Annotated in this window: 12 protein-coding genes; 4 read left to right on the top strand and 8 right to left on the bottom strand. The window is 40.7% G+C overall.

Annotated features, from left to right (window positions below; all coding sequences use genetic code 11):
* Nucleotides 1-26: 26 nt before the first annotated feature.
* From KQP93_RS12000 to bcsR, 6 genes are read right to left on the bottom strand one after another with little or no spacing between them, the layout of a single operon-like run.
* A complete protein-coding gene (locus KQP93_RS12000; RefSeq protein ID WP_217874611.1) occupies nt 27-3,839 on the bottom strand; it encodes a cellulose synthase subunit BcsC-related outer membrane protein in 3,813 nt (1,270 codons plus the stop codon).
* Complete coding sequence (bcsZ, locus tag KQP93_RS11995) at nt 3,830-4,945, bottom strand: cellulose synthase complex periplasmic endoglucanase BcsZ (RefSeq protein WP_217876784.1); 1,116 nt, start codon at nt 4,943-4,945, stop codon at nt 3,830-3,832. Before bcsZ ends, KQP93_RS12000 begins: the two co-directional genes overlap by 10 nt.
* Nucleotides 4,945-7,194: a cellulose biosynthesis cyclic di-GMP-binding regulatory protein BcsB gene (gene bcsB / locus KQP93_RS11990; RefSeq protein ID WP_217874610.1), complete on the bottom strand. Its 2,250-nt coding sequence runs from the start codon at nt 7,192-7,194 to the stop codon at nt 4,945-4,947. The genes bcsZ and bcsB overlap by 1 nt, the downstream gene beginning before the upstream one ends.
* On the bottom strand, nt 7,191-9,857 hold the full coding sequence (gene bcsA, locus KQP93_RS11985) for a UDP-forming cellulose synthase catalytic subunit (protein ID WP_217874609.1): 2,667 nt from the start codon (nt 9,855-9,857) through the stop codon (nt 7,191-7,193). The genes bcsB and bcsA overlap by 4 nt, the downstream gene beginning before the upstream one ends.
* Nucleotides 9,847-10,569, bottom strand: coding sequence for a cellulose biosynthesis protein BcsQ (bcsQ, locus tag KQP93_RS11980; protein ID WP_217874607.1), 723 nt, complete (start codon nt 10,567-10,569; stop codon nt 9,847-9,849). The genes bcsA and bcsQ overlap by 11 nt, the downstream gene beginning before the upstream one ends.
* Nucleotides 10,566-10,793 carry a BcsR/BcsP family cellulose biosynthesis protein gene (gene bcsR / locus KQP93_RS11975; RefSeq protein WP_217874605.1) on the bottom strand — a complete coding sequence of 76 codons (228 nt, stop codon included), beginning with the start codon at nt 10,791-10,793 and terminating at the stop codon, nt 10,566-10,568. Before bcsR ends, bcsQ begins: the two co-directional genes overlap by 4 nt.
* Before the next feature lie 121 nt (nt 10,794-10,914).
* On the opposite strand from bcsR, the gene bcsE reads away from it, so the two are divergent.
* From bcsE to tyrR, 3 genes are all read left to right on the top strand, one after another.
* Entirely contained in the window at nt 10,915-12,540 is a 1,626-nt protein-coding gene (gene bcsE, locus KQP93_RS11970) for a cellulose biosynthesis protein BcsE (protein WP_217874603.1), read from the top strand.
* A 169-nt stretch (nt 12,541-12,709) separates the two neighbouring features.
* Nucleotides 12,710-14,290: a cellulose biosynthesis protein BcsG gene (gene bcsG, locus KQP93_RS11965; RefSeq protein ID WP_217874601.1), complete on the top strand. Its 1,581-nt coding sequence runs from the start codon at nt 12,710-12,712 to the stop codon at nt 14,288-14,290.
* Nucleotides 14,291-14,384: 94 nt separating this feature from the next.
* The gene (gene tyrR / locus KQP93_RS11960; RefSeq protein ID WP_054561931.1) at nt 14,385-15,941 is read left to right on the top strand and encodes a transcriptional regulator TyrR; all 1,557 of its coding nucleotides are present in this window, start codon (nt 14,385-14,387) and stop codon (nt 15,939-15,941) included.
* Nucleotides 15,942-16,020: 79 nt separating this feature from the next.
* Here the strand turns inward: tyrR and KQP93_RS11955 are convergent, their stop codons facing one another.
* On the bottom strand, nt 16,021-16,509 hold the full coding sequence (locus tag KQP93_RS11955) for a hypothetical protein (RefSeq protein ID WP_217874599.1): 489 nt from the start codon (nt 16,507-16,509) through the stop codon (nt 16,021-16,023).
* Nucleotides 16,510-16,618: 109 nt separating this feature from the next.
* Here KQP93_RS11955 and KQP93_RS11950 point away from each other — a divergent pair, with 109 nt between their 5' ends.
* A complete protein-coding gene (locus KQP93_RS11950; protein WP_054561929.1) occupies nt 16,619-17,149 on the top strand; it encodes a thioesterase family protein in 531 nt (176 codons plus the stop codon).
* Nucleotides 17,150-17,208: 59 nt separating this feature from the next.
* Here the strand turns inward: KQP93_RS11950 and KQP93_RS11945 are convergent, their stop codons facing one another.
* On the bottom strand, nt 17,209-18,453 hold the full coding sequence (locus KQP93_RS11945) for a DUF642 domain-containing protein (RefSeq protein ID WP_217874598.1): 1,245 nt from the start codon (nt 18,451-18,453) through the stop codon (nt 17,209-17,211).
* Between the last annotated feature and the right edge of the window lie 294 nt (nt 18,454-18,747).

The raw sequence follows: 18,747 nt of genomic DNA, 5'->3' as shown, positions 1-18,747 counted from the left end.
GACACTTGCCCCTTGTGATGCGACAGTTAGTAGCTTGCATAAGGCACAACAGGTTTACCCGGGAAAGCCAGTTCGCTATACACCGGATTAAAGTAATAACGAAAGTACAGCTGAGCATAATTCGGCTCGTAAAAATCGGCTCTATCTAAGTTGACGTAACCACCAAAGAACCAATGAGGCGTGAATCGATACTCAAAACTTGCCCCTAAGTTATACGATAAGCCACTGCTGGTATCGCCTTCAAAGTAAGGTACAACACCCGTAACAGCTGTTTGAGCCTCTGCTTGGCCTTGCAAAATAGGGTCGTTAGGGAAAAACGCGATGTCGTCTGTCGTGGTGGTTGACCAAGATACGCCAGCGCGCAGTCGGTATACAAAATTATGACCAACTCGCTTATCAAAAATCACAGGTAATGAAGCGCCCAAGTAGTTTTGTGGGCTGTAATAGCCACCGTGACCCCAGGTTTCTTCGCTTAAATTATACTTATACGACCAGTGTAATAAGTTAAGACCTAGGCTTAACTCGGTGTTTCTTTCGCGAATATAGCGATAATAACTACCACCCATTAGGCTGTAGCTTTGATTATCTTTTACGTTTTTACCTTGCAAGATTTGATAGTTGGTACTACCCCAAAAACCCCAATCTAGGCCTAGGTCATGAGATAGGCTAAGTTGTAATTGCGTAGCTCTAACGCCACCCCATACTTGGTTGGTAAAGACATCTTCAAGTCCGGCGTAAGATAATACCGAGCTGGTAACCGGGCGTTTATTAAACGTGACGCCATAACCTAAGTCGCCTAAATCACCATTGTAATTAACGCCCCACACGATATCTTCGACTAAAAAGCCAAGTGGGGTGGTACCAAGATCAATGCGCCATTGCTCGTTTTGCCAAGCAAGGCCAATATCCATACCTTGTTGCTTTGGTTTTATACTTAAAAGTGGGCAGTCAAAAATACATAGGGCCCCTTGACCATAGCGGCTACCAGCAAAGGTTTCATCAAAGCGGGTTTCTTGGCTCGATATTGTCATTGGGTCTAATTTCACAATCCCAGTGCCACCCCATAGCGGGAAACCTGCTTCTATAGGGGTTGCACCAGCGCCGAGTGTGGACTCATTTTGTGTGCTGGTTTGGCTACTTAGGTTGATTGCAGCAGTGATATAAGCTTGCTCATCGCGCTCAATATCTTGCAATTGGCGCTTGGCATTATTGACATACCAAGCTTCATTTTCATTAAGGGCATACAGCTCATAGTTCTGCTCATCGCTTAAGTTGCTCGTTGCCGTATCTGGATCAACTGCAGCGCGGTACCAGCTTTGAGCAAGCGTAGTTTGTTGCTTAGCTTGCGCAACCGCTGCTGCTTGATAATAAAGCTCTTGGTTGTTGTTTGATTTAGCTAGCAATTGCTCAGCTAGATTTATTGCGCTCTGTTTATCTTCAAATTGTTCAAGGGCAGTCATCAATTGCTGCTGACGATAGCTTTGCTCACTCGAAACTTGATTAATTTGCCCAGCAATGATGCGATCTGCTAGATCATCTCTTTGCTGCTGACGAGCAAGTGTCGCAATAGCTAAAGCAGTATCCGTTGACACAGTTTGCCTTTTTGCAACGTGCTGCTCAAAGTGTGTAATAGCCTGGTTACTATTGCCTTGCTCGATATGAGCATTGATCAGCGCCTCTGACAGTTCTGGGTTATCAGGGTAACGTGTTGCAAGCTCTGAGAGTTTAGCTATTCGTTGGTTACTATCACTAAAGCGATTAACGTAATTAACTTGTAGTGCTAACCATTGTGATTGCTCTGCATCGGTTGCGTTACTCGGCAGTTGATAGTCTGCAAACCAGCTATCAGCAGCGTTTTTATCGTTGCTTTCAATTAGCCAATTTGCATATGTCATGTGCCAATATGGGCTCAAACTTGGGTCACGAGTAAGAGCTTTTTTCAGTTGCCTTATTGCATACTGCTGCTCATTAATTTGTTGCCATTGACTGGCAAGCTCAGCTTGCATTAAAGGTGTTAATGGCTGTGCTTCTAACTCGGTGAGCTTATAAATCACCGTGGCTTTATTAGTGGCTGTATTGTTGGCAGAGAGTCTTTCTAGTTTGGTATTAATGCTTAGCTGCTCTGTAAGCACATTAATTTGTTCCGTGCGCGCATTATTAGGAATGTAATCTAAGGTTGCCAGTGCTCCTTGGTAATCATTCAACGAACGTAAAAATAGGGCATGGCTATAACGTAAATCTGCATCTAGCGGAAATTGCCACAAGGTTTTTTTATACAGAGCTTTGGCATGATCAACTAAACCCTGTTGCTGGTATAAATTTGCAAGGTCGTAGTAAAGCCAGCTTTGACGGGGGCTTTGTTTAATTGCCATAAGCAGCACATCAACTGCTTCATCAAGTTGACCTTCAGCAGTAAGCTCATCAGCACGGGTTCTTAGTTGCTGTGTTTGTAGAAGGGTATAATCTTCAGCAATCAATGCCTGTTGCTGACGAGTTAAGCCATTATAAAAACGATGACTACGAGCATAATTACCATCTGAGGCGGTTAATTCAAGCATGGCACGCAAAGTAGGCTGTTGCAGAGGATCGTCTTTTAGCACTTGCTTATATAGGTTCATCGCATTTTGGAGTTGCCCTGATTGTTTGGCAAGTTCAGCGCGGTAAAACAATACAGTATTAGGGTCTTCATTTAAGGTGTCAGCTAAATCCAGCTTAAGCGCAGCCTGTTTAAGTTCATTGTTACTAATGGCTGATTTAGCTTCATCTATGTATTGCCAAAAACGAGCAGTATTGGCGAGGCCTTTTAACACTGTTATACGGTTTGCATCTATGCTGTATTTTTGAGCTTTTTTAAAGTACTGGTAAGCATTGGCATTGCGACCTTGCCTTAAGTTTAATAAACCTAAGCTATTGTATATTTCAGGATCTTGAGGACGACCTCGCAGTGCTTTATTGAAAAGCTTTTCTGCTGCATCAAAGTGGCGTTTTTCAAGTTCGACACTGCCTTTGAGCCATGTTTGATAAGCAGGGTCTGCTTGCTTTTTTTGTTCAGCTAAATGCGCTTTCTTAAAGTCACTAAATTGTAGCTGACCTTTACTGCTTTTAGGGTAGGCTGCAAAGTAACGCTGATATTCACGCTCGGTTTGTTTATTAAGCGGCATATCCTCAAGGGCTGCAAGCCACGCAAACTCAGCTTCAACACCATATTGGTTACTGTGAGCATAATGGCTCAGTAATTCAATGGCTTCTTTATTTGTTGGGTTTTGCTTTAACAGATGTCTTGCGTAGGCAAGTTCAAAACGGCCACTATTTGGGTAGCGTTTTAGTAAAGAACGATAACCGCGCAGTGCTTGCTGATATTGATTTGAGTCTTGAGCAAGCCAGTTTATGTGCTCCAGCTCATATTCAATATTGGGGTAGGCGGATTTAAATAGCCGGTTGTAGATTTTTACCGCGTCACTGTATTGTCCGGCTCTGGCACGAAGTCTGGCTTGTTGAACCGCTTCTTTGTCTTGATTATTGACGCGTGCAAGTAGGGTTAAGCTTGTTACGCACGAATGTGATAGGTTACTAAGCTCTGCTAAGCGCACATTGGCTTTGTCGGTTTCTTTGAGGCTATATAAAACACGCACCTCGGCGCATTGCACTTGAGTATTTTTAGGTGCAATGCTTTGCAGCTTTTCTAAGCTGTCGCTCATCAATTGATTATCACGTTCAATTTCACCAAGTTGTACTTGGCTAATTAACCAATCAATTGATTGACTATCAAGGTCTTTGTTTATTGCTGCGGATGCACTGGAGCTTGCTAAAACTGCAGCAAGTAGCCACTTTATCGGCATTCATTGCTCCAGTTAGTTGTTAAAGCCCCGTTTTTATCAATACTAAAACGTTTGTTCAATGCGCTGTTACCAAACAAATACAACACGCTGTCGTAGTAGCGGCTGGTGGTAAAGCGGGTATCCATCATTATTTGCTGTTGTAAAGCTGTCACAGTTTGTGATGCATTATCTTCAGCAAGCAATGGCAATAAGGCGGCAACAAAACCACTTGGGGCGTTGCCTGCCGTTTTGCCTGTGACAGCATTGGTTTCTAATGGCACTTTGCCTGAAGAAACAATGCTATCAACAAAAGGTTTAAACTGCTCTGTAAGGGCATTTTTATAGGGGGCATCCTCTGCCATCATGCTGGCCCAGAGGTAAACGCGGATAGCATTGTAACTACCTGTAGCAGGGGCGCTTTTATCATGATAAAAGCCTTTTTCCACGCTGTAATTAACCCAATCAGGGCTCACGCCTTTTGGTGCTGTATCTATTAATAACTGCGCCGAGTTATCGTGTAATGTTTGCCAAGGCGAGTGCGGGTATAGGTGCGCAAATTGCGCAAATATAAATAGCGGTGCATAGCTTGGATTTAATTTCCAGCTACTGTCTTTTTCAAAACCTGTTGGCCCAGGTAAAAGAGTCAGACCGAGGTTTGGTATCTGCGCTGTTTCTTCACGAATGATGCGCTCAGCAAGCACTGAGCTGAGCACTGCGTAGCGTCTTTCATTCCATAAGATAGCCGCTTGTGACAGGGTATAAGCAATCCATAAATCTGAATCAGAAGCTGGATTTGAATCAAGGATTTGTCCTTGATTTTGCTTTATTCCCCATTGCCACGCTGGTAAACGGGTGCTTAAGTCACCTTCAGAAAGGTGTACTTCAGTCCACTCAAGTAACTTATCGAAGCTGGCTTTATCATTGGCTAGTAAAGCAAAAAATAGCGCATAAGATTGCCCTTCAGAGGTGGTAATACTGTAGTCACTGCCTAAATCAACAACTCGACCTTCTGGTGTAATAAAGTGAGTTTTAAAGTTATTCCACTGCGGCCAAGCGCTGCAGCTTAACTGAGCTAATGCGTTGCTTGAAAAAACAAAAACGAATAGTAAAGAAGCGATAGTTTTCATCATGCCTTATCTCCTTCAGATAAACGTTTTTTGGTCAGTAGCGCGAGTACTCGCCATAACATAAATGAAATAAGTAATAGGGTTAGTAGCGACAGAATCGCTAACAGGACTGGGCGGTCTGAAAAGTGGAACCAAATGAGAGTATGAATAGGTACGTGACCGACAAAATACTGCTCATCGGTTTTAATCGTTTTGATGCCTTGGTTATTGATGATGGCTGAGCTTCCCATTATTTGAGCTGTCTTATCATCATTGAGCAGTGCATCAGTGAGAAGTGCAAAAGCATTTTCATTACTGGCAATCAAAGACACCACTGAACGGTCTGAATCAAACGGTGACTGGAACCCAGACATCACGGCTAAACGACCAATGCTGCTGATGTTTACTTTAATTTTTTCAGCGCCTTTTGTGTCGTAGGCACCATTATAGATAGCTTGATCAACAATGCGTTGGTTGTTGTTGATAAGCACACTGAGGGCGCTGTCTTTGGCAAGTGAGTTTATGAAAGAGTCAGGCTTACCAATAATAATAATGTCTTTATCGTTTAGCGCCAATTGGTTACTAGGAAATTGAATGTCTAAACGGTGCGCTGGGTAGCCTGTTATGGCACCCAAATGACCTGTGAAATTAAGCAATAAACTAATCGCGTTAACTGAGCTGTTAGCTTCCATTACAAGCGTGCTTTGGTGTAAATCGGCATATTTGGTGAATGGGAAACCGCCATTTGCAAAGGCGCGTAGGTTTGGCATGGCAATATAGTGATGGAAGTCACTTACATCAATGGTAGAGCTGCCATCAATTGCACCAAATTCACCGCCGGCAGGAATGGCGCTACACTCACCGGTTTTTACGACTGCAAAATTAAAATCATAAGTCAGCTGGTTATTTGTTGTTAAATCTAACCCTGTTAGCTCAAAGTCTTGACGAGTTTTGGTTGGATTGAACTCGGATAAAAGCGGTAATAAGGTATCTGTTGTAATCGTTTTTCCGCCTTCGTTATCAAGAATAAAACCATCCACAAACTTGCCGTTAATCAGCATGTTCAAACGCGATAACATGTTTTGCTCAACAGGTGTGTTGCGGTAATTCAAGGTAATAGGAATACCATTTTCACGCCAAGTGAATAAATCTGGTGCAAAACGTAAGTCTAACCGAACAGGCAGACCGCGATAGCCTTCCGATTGCAGCTGAGTTGGGTATTCAATAAATTCATCAAAGCTTAATGGGCGGTCTGAACGCACCCACAGTGGCGCATCGTAAGCTTCTCGAAGTGGTAAGTTGCTAATGGCATCAATTGTTGCACTGCGACCCGTCATTACTTTATAGCCAAAGACTAAACCAACTACGGCTTCTTTCAATTGTGCTGTGTCTTTACCTAAAACAAGCAGTACTTTGGCGTAGCGCTGAGTCGGACTGCTGATAATTTCTACAGTCGGCTTTTCAACATCAGGGTAATTCAATAAAAAATCAGGCTTGTTGTCGTTTGTTGCGAATACGACACTATGTTCTGTTGGTGTTGCATTAATTTGCACAGGGAACTGTGCTTTGCGCCATTTTGCTTGTGCGCCAAAAAAGCTTGATAGTGCAGCTGCTGCTTCGAGTGTGTTTTCATCAGGTTGTGATGCAAACACAAATGGTAAATTGACCTTGTTGTAATCTCGCGAATCAAAAAATGGTGCAGGGAAATACTCAAGTAAGCTCTCAAGAGCCAGTGACTGACGGTCAATAGAAATACGGCTGCTTTTACTAAGCTCGGCCCATATTGTTTTACTATAGTCATCCTGACAAACCAGATCGTAAAAACCGACTAGTTCGAAGCGAATTTGGTTAAAGTCTTTGATTAGCTTAGGGTTAAGCGCAATGCTTCGCTCAGAGACTGTGCCAATTAGTGTTGCCTTGTCATCGATAGGTAATACAGTGACAAGGTTTTCATTTAAGAAAATTTTCAAATGTGACACACGACCAATGAGAGATGGCGAGGTTGTGTAAGAAAAATCGAGGGTTAGCTTTTTCCCTAATTTATCGAGGCGGTTTGTAAAATCAACACGGGTACTATTGCTCACACCATCAAGTTTGAATTTGCTTAAACCAAGCTTTTCAAAGCTTAGCGTCATGCTTTCGATTGGCGCTTGCTCAGGATAACCATCATCAAAAATTGCTTTATTAGAAAGAGGCTCAGCACTTATCGCCCAGCCAGATATGCCGAGTGTGCTAACAGCTAATAACAAGGTTAAAAGAGTTTTTATCATGATGTTTTTAGTACTTTTGTTGGTTTTTTGGGTAATAACGACGCCACAAAGTACAAGACTCTTGATGCAAACGCAATCGCTGGTCTTAATTCACTTGGGGCATGGAAAATCAAGTTCTTAAAGCCTCTTAGACTGGTATAAAAAACGTGAGAAAAGCTGTATGAAGGCTTGTCGTGTTTAAAGTTTTCTTGCCAATCAAGCCAAGCATCAGCACGTGAGAAAGTGCATTGGATAAAGGCTTTTTGTTTTTCTAAATCTAAATCTCTGAGGGTAAGACCCAGCTGCTTATCGCGGGTGTTACAGATATAAGTTGGGAATGAAAACTGCTTCAAGCCACGGCTCATGAGCAGCTCGACTTTATCATTTACACGGCAAAGGTGATTATGGTCAGTTTCAAGGCCAACACCATTATTTGAGTAGTCCGTAATTTTCACTTTAATGGTACGGCCATTAGCAAGGCGAATAGCAGCAGGGAAATTTGCTTTAATGCGGTGTGAGCTACGTACTTGTTTGGCTTCAGCGGCAACAGCGACAGCTGCACCCAAAATTATCACGTTATAGCTTGCCCACAGCATGCTAATGACGAGTACACCTATTTGTGAACTATCGCCGAAGAGCAATCTAAACACGCCGTAGGTCATTCCCAAAACGTTAACAAGTAACAAGATTATATAAGGCTTTGAAATCGTCCAATCGTAGTGATCTTGCTTGTTTAAACCGCCTTTTTCAGTCACGTTAAATTTGCCTTTATTCGGGTTGATAAGCGCAACTGTGGTGGGTTTTAAAATATACCAAGCAAGTACAGACTCATAAACTTCGCCCCAAAACGAATAGCGGTATTTACCTTGAATTCTGGAGTTGGTTATTTTTACCTGTAATAGGGTTGGCACAATATAAAGAAAGATGGCAACAAACGGCGCATAGATAATTTGCGCATTGAAATAAATTAATGCCAGTGGCGCTGTTAAGAATACAATACGCGGTATACCCGATAAAAAGTGCAACATAGCGTTTAAATAGCACAAGCGCTGCGCGATATTTAGGCCCTTACCAAACAGCGGGTTATCTAATCGGAATATTTGTGCCATGCCGCGTGCCCAGCGAATACGTTGACCAACGTGGGCAGATAAACTATCTGTAGCCAGGCCGGCGGCTTGTGGAATATTAATATATGTTGTTTTGTAGCCAGCGCGCTGCATTCTTAGCGCGGTGTGGGCATCTTCAGTGACGGTTTCTACGGCAAAACCACCAATTTCTTCAAGGGCACTGCGCCTTAAAACAGCACACGAACCACAAAAGAAGGTTGCATCCCACATATCATTGCCATCTTGAATTAAGCCATAGAACAACATATTTTCATTTGGGATTTTCCGATGGTTTTTGAGATTGCGCTCAAATGGATCGGCAGAAAAAAAGTGGTGAGGTGTTTGTACTAAACACACTTTACTGTCATTGATGAACTGCCCCATTGTCATTTGTAAGAATGAGCGAGCAGGGATATGGTCACAGTCAAAAATAGCAATGTAGTCGCCACTAGTTACTTTCATCGCATGGTTCATGTTACCGGCTTTGGCGTGTTTGTTATCAGGGCGAGTTAAATAACCAACACCAATTTGCTTTGCGAATTCGGCAAATTCAGGGCGCTTACCATCATCTAAAATATAAATGTTAAGCTTATCTGCAGGCCAATCAATACTTTGCGCGGCGATTGTTGTTGGCTTCACAACATCAAGCGGCTCATTATAAGTAGGAATATAAATATCAACTGTTGGCCAGTTTGCTGTGTCTTTTTCTAACGCGATCGGTTTACGATTTAATGGATTGATGGTTTGGAAAAAACCTAATATTAGAACTAACCAAGCGTAACTTTCAGCAAGCAGCAAACCAATCCCTAGGGTAAGGGCTAAAGGGTCACCCCAGTTAAGAGTGTCAGTGTAGCGCCACCATAGATAACGTGTAGAGGTTGTAACAGAAAGGGTGATCATCACAATAGTGGCCATTTTCCCTTCAACCCGCCTTAGAGAATAAGCAACAACCAAAATTAAACTAATGAACACTGCTTGTGCTTCAATACTAAATGGCACGGTTACAAATATAGCCACCGCAAAAATAATGAGAGTGAAAAAAGCGACCTTTAAGGTGCTGTTTCTCCAAAGTGGAGAGCGACTCACTGCTTTATATGATTTAGTTTTTGTTTGCTTTCTAGCAACTAACCAAAGCCCTTTAAAAGAGCGTACTAGTTTACTGTCTGCCAGTCTCAATAAGCGAGCTGAACGCGTGATTTTACGCCAAGATTTACGCTGCTCAACGGCGATATGTTGCTGTGAGGTTGTGGTGGTATTGAATAGCGCAAGGTACACACTTTGCAATGCAATCCGAATGCAATTGCTTGGTGTAAGTACTGGTTGAGAAACATGAGGATACAAGCGTTTAAGTTTAAGCTTTAACTCACGTTTTTTATTGTTATCTAATTTAATAAACAATGACAAAAAAAGCACAAAGAAGGGGAGTAAAATCGCTCCCAATAGGCTCATTTTGTGTTGGTTGTAATAACTATAAAATTTTATAAATACGAAGCGGACAAGTTGCTTCGTTAAAAACAACCCTAAAATACCTTTAAGTAGTCGGTGCGAAACACCGAGTGAATGGATGCTATTGGTCATTCTGACTCGCGCGGCTTACAAGCCAACCGGCTAGCGTTTCAAAGTCATCATTAGCAACACTGTATGGAGCACAGTTAATTGCCACATTTCTAAATGCAGTTGCTTCTTTGATGACTTCATCTTTGTTGATATATAAAGGTGCAATTAATGGTAATTCAGTTTGCCAAAGCTGCAATAAATCTGATTCAAGCTCAGAGGCTGAATTATATTTATTGGTTAAAAAATAATGCTGCCAAGATGATTCAGCCTGCTTAAGCGTGTTTAAACGTTTGAACGCAAAACTGTGACAAATAGCATCACAATTAATAATCTCAAGGAATATATCGTCTTCATTTAGTGAATAGCGGTGCACATCAACATGGGCTGGGCAGTCAAATAAAAACCAGCTGTCATCGCTGTCATTAAGCTGCTGACAACTCTCTATAATGCTTGAAAAGTCTAACCCTAAGTTCGAACGGCTGCCATAGGGTAAAAACTTTACGCCGTCGTTATCTTGGTGAAACTGCTCACATGCAGAGGCAAAGTTTGGGTAATCACTCCAGCCTAGCTGATGCTCCCAAGCAAGACCAAGGTGTAGGCCTAAGTCGCCTTTTGGATCTAAATCGATGGCATACACAGGCACATTTGATTTTCTCAAAGCACAAGCAAGGTTGGCCACAATAGATGTTGTACCAGTGCCACCTTTAATTCCTTTTATAAAAATTCGCTTCATTTATGATTCTTTATTGCGTTTTTGTTAACTTTTTTCGTGCTCTGTGTTTGTGTTGTTGCTAATGCGATATCGTTAAGCAAAGGGTACTTTTTAATCGTTTTACGATTTTTTTCTACATCAACTATTTCGACATAATCTGTTTCTTTGCCACCAAACTGACGTATTAGCTCGTCAATGTCGTATTGAGTTAGGGTATTTGATTTTTTTACTGCAAAGTTATTCATTTTAAAAACCGTAATGAGAAAAATAAGCTTAAAAATGTTCACGATCCATGGACATAATCTGCATTATATATAGAATAGCGTTTAAAACTAGTACTAAAGTATCTTTTTTAAGGGTTTGTTGGTGCCTCATTTAAATATTACAGGACTAAACGGAGCTTTCTCTGAGCTAATGCGAGGCGCAAACTATGCTTTACTTGCCCCGCTAGATAATCAGCTATTAGAGTTAACAAGGCATCTTTTAACCAATCATAAAGACTCGGTTTTTTTGCTTTCTGAACAAGTCGATTTGTTTTTCGAAGGAGAGGGGAGCGAGTTATTATTTACCTTGTTTGAACAAGGGGTACTACGTCCTTTCCATTTACATCATAATGAAAATGTATCAAAAAGTTTGCATTTTTCCCGTGGTGTTATTAACGAAATAAAACAGTATGAGCAACTGAAAAACAGTACGGTTATTGTGCATGTCGATTCAGAACATTTAGTCTCTTTGAGCGAACAGCAGCTTGGTGAAAAACTCAAGCTCTATGTTGCTTTGTCACAATCAAAAAATGTCACTTTAGTGTTTTTAATGTCAGGTGCTTATGTCAGTGAATTGAGGCGTCAGCTATTAGCCTTAAGCCGTTTCTTTGGTGGCCTTATTTATATAACTCAAGAGGCATCAATTCGCACTCTTGAGTATGATTATTGGTGTCATAAAGAAGGAGTTATTGCTGGGCGCTCGGTTAATTTACAGCTTCATGATGGTCAACTTGCATTAGTTGAGGTAGAGCAAGAGGCAGATGACAAGTCGCAAGCAACGGAGCAAGACTTTGATGAAGACGAGGTATGGCTAACTCGCAGTGCTGTACCTGAGGGTACAAAGCTACCTGTGTTTTATAAAATAATTGACGATAATGATGCTCTTTTTTCTAAAGGGCTTACTAAAAAATCAGCGACGTTAGTTTTTGCTGTTACCCGATACACTGATTTAAAAGCGTTAGCCAAAGATTGTTTCTCTCTTCGCAAGAAATGTGGTCGCCGACTGAAATTAGTAATTCAAAATGTTGATGGTATTATTCGTCATCAGGACGAGTGCTTATTTTTAACTTTAGGGGTTAACCTTATTTTATATAGTTATTCTGAGCCTTCGCGTTTACTGTCACAAATTCAGTCAATTCAAGGGTTTCAGTTTTCAAGGCCTCTTCCGAAATCAATTGATGATGTTCTAAAATACAGTGAAAATGTATTAGCTAAAGGTTATTTGCCTCCAGATAAGTTCGTGCAGCAGGTTGCTAAACATAGTGACTCTGCCGCCAATCTGGGTGTAAGTGGCGTGCTTGTTATGTTGCAGCTTTTACCGCGTATTGATGCCATACACCCATTACATTTATTTCATGTAAAACGCGAAGGGGATATTTTTAGTTTTGCTGATGGCACGGTTTACCTTTATCTACATGCTTGTCGAGAGCACGATGTGGAAAGTGCGATTAAACATTTATTTAAATTACAGGTAAGCGACTTTTTTATGTCAAAAAATGTCATTGCTGATCATTTTTATATTCAGCAAGAATGTCGCCGCATGCAACGTCATTTTGCTAATACTGAAATAACTGACTTTACCCAGCAGTTACAAGAAAATGTAAGTTATATTTTTGATACAAAAACAGCAGATATTGCAAATTTAAATACAGAGACACCGGAATTCAAAAAAGTGATTCGACCTATATCTGAGCCAATAAAGGTGACCTTAAAAGGTGAGCTATCATGAGCTTAAATCAGTTTTTTATTACTTTTATCATTGCAATGTTAATCGGTATTTTGCTGAGTAATACAGGTAAGGTATTGTTTAATAAAGCAGTCGTGCTCTACCGAAAACTAACATTTAGGCATGTATTATTAACGCCCTATACACCAAAACGACATAAGAAGGATAACAAGTGAGGCTTTCAGGATTAGGTATTTGGAATTTATACTTTTTAGTTAAGTTTGTTCTGTATAGCCGAGGTGATATTTCTTTTGATTTATTTGCAAACTTAGCATTTTTTGCTTTTCTAGCTATCTCTTTTCAACATGTTTGGTTGTCTCGTATCAAACACGCTATGAGTGTGATGGTAGGTGTGGTCTTGTTGTATCACGACTCCTGGTTGCCCCCGATCTCTAGACTCACCAAGCAAGCTGGCAATGTACAAGACTTTAGCATCGGCTACTTTTTTGAGATCACTGCGCGCGTTATTAGCCTCGATATGATTTTTGCGCTTTTCGCTTTAGTGGTTTTTTATTGGTTTACTGTGAAGTGGTTGCGTTACACCAGTATTTCAATAATTGGCTTTATGTATGCGTTTTGGTTAGGTGGGGCTGTTACGAGTGGTGAGGTTACAACGCAAGTTGCAAGCAATAGCCAAACTACAAAAAAACAAGTACCCGTTTTAGTGTCTGATACAGCAAAACAAAAGACACCAGATCAACAGTTAAAAGACTTTTACCAGCAACAGAATTTACTACAAAGCCAGTTTCCTGACGTATTTAATGGTCAACCATTTGATGTTGTTGTGCTGAATATTTGCTCTCTAGCAACGGCTGACTTAAATGCAATTGGTGTTGAGCCACGTAACTTATTTGCTAATTTTGATATTTTATTTAGTCAATTTAACTCAGCTACTTCGTACAGTGGCCCTGCGGCAATTCGTTTATTACGAGCAAGTTGTGGGCAAACAAGTCAGGAGCAACTATTTAAACCTGTTGATGAGCAATGCCAGCTATTCACTAATCTTGCTGAGCTTGGCTATAAAACCAGTGTGGCTCTTAACCACGATGGACATTTTGATGACTTTATAGGTTTGATCAGGCAATACGGTGGTGTCTCTGTACCAAAACTGGATTTTAGCCAATTTAGTGCTGCGCAGTATGGGTTTGATGGCAAACCGATTTATTCTGATGCGGATATACTCACTAACTGGTTGAAAAAACAAGGTACAAGTCAGCAGCCTAGGGCTCTTTATTACAACACCATTAGCTTACATGATGGCAATCAACTTGCTGGTCGTGAACGTATGAATAGTTTTGAAAGCTACCCGCTTAGACAACAGCGCTTATTTAATGACATTGATAAGTTTATAACTGAGTTAAAAGCGCAAGGTCGAAATGTAATGCTGGTGGTTGTGCCGGAACATGGGGCTGCCTTAAAGGGTGATAAACTACAATTCTCTGGTTTGCGCGAAATTCCGAGCCCTTCAATAGTTTCAGTGCCAACAGCGGTTAAATTTATCGGCCCTGATATAAAGCATGATGGGCTTAATGTCGTCGATGAAACAATGAGTTATTTTTCACTGTCAGAGTTAATCAACAATACGATGAAGCTCGACCTGTTCGCAGGAAAAGCCCCCATTAACCGCGTGCTTGATAATTTACCAACCTCAGCCAAGGTCGCCGAGAATGAAGATACGGTAATGATGTATATAAAAGGGCAGCCTTACATCCAATTAGATGGCGGGGAATGGACCAAGTACCCGACTAATTAAGTTATTTGTCCAAAATTGTTTACAATAGACTACCCAGCTGCAGGGAGTTAGCGTATTATTCTCATACTATAGGTTCCCGTTTTTTGAGGATGTAATGCGTTTAGATATCCACTGTGCTGACCGAATTGGTATCGCACAAGAGATTCTCAATATCTTGGTGAGTTACCAAGTTGATTTAAAAGGCATCGAGGTAGATTCGGTTAATTGTCGAATGTACGTGAGCTTTCCGCCTATTGAGTTTGAACAATTCCAAAAAATTATGCCATCTATCCGTTTGATAGATGGCGTGAAAGACGTTCGCACAACTGCATTTTTACCTTCTGAGCGAGAGCATAATGAGTTAAATACATTACTACGTGCATTGCCAGACGGTGTGATATCTATTGACGCTAAAGGCTGGGTGCGTTTATGTAATGATGCCGCGTGTCGCGACCTGCAATTATCTGAAAGCGAAGTGATTGGCGCTAACATCAATAACTTACTCAAAGGCTTTAACTTTACGCGTTGGCTTGAAGGCAAAGAAGTACTTGGCCAAACAACTCGTGTTGAAGTTGCTGGCGAAGACTTTATTGCCGATATTCTACCTATTTCAGTCCCCCAAGGTGCTGAAGGGGATGTGTTAGCCGGTGCAGTTATCAATATCAAGTCACAAAGCCGCTTAGGCCAACAAGTCAGTGCGTTCCGTCGTTATGGCCAAGAAAGTTTTGCAACCATACATAACTTTAGTACTGCAATGCGCCGTGTGGTCCGTGAAGCGCGTAAAATGGCACAGCTTGAAGCGCCAATCCTTATTACTGGTGAAACCGGTACAGGTAAAGAGCTACTTGCTCGTGCCTGTCATTATGCATCAAACCGCTCAGTAAAACCGTTTATTGCTTTGTCATGTGCTTCGTTGCCTGATGATGTCGCTGAGTCTGAACTATTTGGTTACGCAGGCTACGAAGAAAACGCAGCACCAAAACGCGGCGTTTTAGAGCAAGCTGATGGTGGAACGGTATTTTTAGATGAAGTTGGCGAAATGTCTACTCAGCTACAAACTAAGCTACTGCGTTTTTTACAAGACGGTACCTTCCGTAAAGTCGGCGATGAAAACGAAGTTAAAGTAAATGTGCGTATTGTTGCTGCAACCCAAAAGGACTTGCCTGCGATGGTTCAAGAGGGAACATTTAGAGAAGACCTCTATTACCGAATTAATGTTTTGACCTTAGAAATTGCTCCATTACGTGATAGAAAAGCTGATATTGGCCCGTTAGCAGAGCATTTTATTCAAAAGTATGCCCAGCAAAATGGTCATTCTGTGCCTGTAATGTCTGAAGATTGTTTACGCTTTTTACAAGACTATCCATGGCCGGGTAACGTGCGCCAATTAGAAAACGCGATTTATCGTGCGGTATCCTTGTTAGATGATAACGAGTTGCGTATTGAGCACCTACAGTTACCAACATTTACTCATGATCTAGGTTATCTGGAGTCTGACTTTGAAGGAACCTTAGACCAAGCAGTAAAACGTTTTGAGGCGACTTTACTTCGTAAACTTTATCCTGCTTATCCAAGCTCTCGTCAGCTTGCAAAGCGTTTAGGATTGAGTCATACCGCAGTGGCAAACAAACTTCGAGATTATGGTATTAACCGTAAGACAGTGAAGGTTTAAAGGCAGCAACTCGCACAATACTTTAAATTAAGCAAAAAGCTTGAGTGAAAACCCAAGCTTTTTTCTTTTCGATTAAATACTATTGTTTTGTACCCATATCTTTGGTAACACCATCAATAGCGATATTTTTAATCCCCTCATTGTCGAACTTAACAACAATACTGATGTTATTGCGGGCAAAAAAGTAATCGCGGTTATCTAGGCTTATAACGTAATCACCTTTTACAGAATCGCTAAATTTGCGCTTTTCGAGTTTTAGTGTGTGATCAGCAATTTGCCAGTTGAAGCCTTCAATAAAGCCATTATTAAATTCTTGTACCCACACTTGATCCTCGTCTTTACTGAGCGTTATTGCTACAGAATATGACTCTGGAAGAGACATGTCATAGCTTTTATCGCCAATAGTGAACTTTTCAGCACCTTGTTGCCAAGCAAAACCAAATTTAAAGGCTTTCTCAACACCTGTTGGATATTTCAACGAGCCTTCACCAGGAAAGTTGAAGTCAGCAAATGCTGAGCTGGTGAACAAGCTTGCACTGTATAAAGTTACCAAACTAAATAATTTCATTAGGTTATTCTTTTTTTATACTAATATATGCACAGATTAGAGCAGAAAATTCTCCTTAGCAATATGCTGTGATACACTTTGTTCATTATCAACTGGTTAGACCTTTGCCGTGAACCTCTATTTTCGACTTATACTACTGTTTTTTAAAATTAAACGTAATCGTGATTATCAACAATTGTTAGACACGATTGATATTGAATTCAAAGCGTTACCAACCGATTGCGATATCAATTTTCATCTAACTAACTCTCGATATTTGGCGATGATGGATCTTGCCCGTACTTGGATGACTGAGCGAGTAGGTTTGTTAAAGCACATAATGAAACGCCGCTGGTTTCCAATCGTTAATGCAACTGCAATTACCTATATTCGCGATATTAAGCCAATGCAAAAGTACACAGTTAGCACTCGTTTGGTTGGCTGGGATCATAAATACTTTTACATTGAGCAAAAATTTCATTCAGAAAGAGGTTTGCATGCAATTGCTTATGTGCGTGGTGTATTTAAACGTAAAAAAGGTGTTGTGAGCGTTGAAGAGATGCTTGAAGTTGCAGGCTTTAGCGGAGTTGCACCTATTTTGCCAGCAGAAGTGATGCACTGGAAAGAAATGTTAGAGCAAAAGAAGCTCACAAATAAATGATGCCAAAGATTAGTAAAAAAATGCCAGCTAAGCTGGCATTTTATGGCTTTAAACACAGTTTACTCTGCTGCGCAAACTGCTTCACTAACAAACGTTAAATCGTTTACGTGTGCTGGACCATCCATTACGAATGTCGCTTCAGCGGTGTTTTGATTTAAGGTATAGATTTTTGCATTTTCGCCGCTTTCTCTACCTGAAATATAAATTGTACCGTCATCAGCAATCGCAATACCTGACGCCCAGTTTACACCGTGCTCACCGATTTGAATTAATTCAAGGCTGCCTTCATCTAATGTGTAAAGTGCTTTACCAGTTAATACGTAAAGTACGTTGTAGTCACTTGAATAAGCAATGTCGCCGTCTGCAAATGTATCGCCTGCATACGAAAGCTTACCTAATACCGTTTTCTCACCTGTCGTCAGGTCAAAATCATACATGTATGTTTTGCTTGTCGCACGTAAAGACAGACCATCCGCAGTCACTGTTGAGCGATAAATAGGGAATGATGTCGCATCTGCAACTTCAGCTTGCGTGTTTGTAGCTAAATCTAAGCTATAGATTTTTGACGCTTTGCTGCTGCTATCAAGCTGCTCCATGAAATACAACATACCGTCTTTGCTGGCAATGTTTGATGCTGTATTGTTAAGACCAGCAACTACAGTGATAGCGCTTGATTCTGGATTGAAGTGGTATACATAGCCTTCAGTCTCAGAGCCAAAGTTATTAATACCATATAAACCGGTTACAACTGCACATGGTGCCGGAATTTCAGTCACTACGACGTTATCGATGAATGCACCTACCGAATCAGATGTCCCCGCGCCTGCAAAGCTTAGTACTGAGCTTGCACTATCAGCTTCAACTGTAAAGCTGTATTTAGTCCAGCCTTGTGTGCTGCTATTTAAAACAGCTAATGATTCACCATTCCATAAAACTTCTGCTTTATTCGTTTGTTCATTACCAACTACACGCGCTGAGTAATAAAAGCTTAATTCGTACTGATTACCAGTCGTCGTCGCAATAGTTTGCGAAATGCTGTAGTTGGCTGTTGAATCAAGTTCAATGTGCTGCTCACCATCTTGTGCTGGAACAATACCAAGTTCATTTGTTTGAATTTCAAACTTAGCATTAGTACTGCGGGTCCAGCTTGGAATTACATCAAATAACTGCCATTGACCATTGTGATCAGTGACAGCATCTGTATTTTCGAATGATCCGTTTTCTACTAAATTTGTGCTAGCCATTGCAATACCCGATGCAATAGCTAAAGGTAAAACCGCTAGTTTACTAACCAAGTTTCTCATGACTTTTCTCCATTATGTTGTTGCATAGAAATTTTAATATTTTTCTAGTTTATTTTAAATAAGTAATAATTATTTACTGTTCGTGTTTCTTGGTGTTTTTATTTAAATTGCTGTATTTAATTGGTTTGTTTTTTTCTAGGAAATTTCTGATTTTTACTGGGTTTTTATTTTCTTTTTTATTTTTGATATTTAATGGTGGTTTTTTGTTTTCTGTCTAGTATTAAAGTTTTTTTGTGGAGGGTTTATGGTGAGATTTTTATTTTTCTAATAAAGGGTAGGTTTTTAGTTATTTAT

This window comes from Pseudoalteromonas shioyasakiensis (genome assembly GCF_019134595.1).
In the GTDB taxonomy this organism is placed as follows: domain Bacteria; phylum Pseudomonadota; class Gammaproteobacteria; order Enterobacterales; family Alteromonadaceae; genus Pseudoalteromonas; species Pseudoalteromonas shioyasakiensis_A.
The sequence above is the reverse complement of the archived record's forward strand: the minus strand, read 5'-3'. Positions and strand labels throughout refer to the sequence as shown.

Bases quoted from the DNA above. Each gene is read 5' to 3' on its own strand.
- KQP93_RS12000 (WP_217874611.1), bottom strand. From the start codon at position 3,839: ATGCCGATAAAGTGGCTACTTGCTGCAGTTTTAGCAAGCTCCAGTGCA.
- bcsZ (WP_217876784.1), bottom strand. From the start codon at position 4,945: ATGAAAACTATCGCTTCTTTACTATTCGTTTTTGTTTTTTCAAGCAAC.
- bcsB (WP_217874610.1), bottom strand. From the start codon at position 7,194: ATGATAAAAACTCTTTTAACCTTGTTATTAGCTGTTAGCACACTCGGC.
- bcsA (WP_217874609.1), bottom strand. From the start codon at position 9,857: ATGACCAATAGCATCCATTCACTCGGTGTTTCGCACCGACTACTTAAA.
- bcsQ (WP_217874607.1), bottom strand. From the start codon at position 10,569: ATGAAGCGAATTTTTATAAAAGGAATTAAAGGTGGCACTGGTACAACA.
- bcsR (WP_217874605.1), bottom strand. From the start codon at position 10,793: ATGAATAACTTTGCAGTAAAAAAATCAAATACCCTAACTCAATACGAC.
- tyrR (WP_054561931.1), top strand. From the start codon at position 14,385: ATGCGTTTAGATATCCACTGTGCTGACCGAATTGGTATCGCACAAGAG.
- KQP93_RS11955 (WP_217874599.1), bottom strand. From the start codon at position 16,509: ATGAAATTATTTAGTTTGGTAACTTTATACAGTGCAAGCTTGTTCACC.
- KQP93_RS11945 (WP_217874598.1), bottom strand. From the start codon at position 18,453: ATGAGAAACTTGGTTAGTAAACTAGCGGTTTTACCTTTAGCTATTGCA.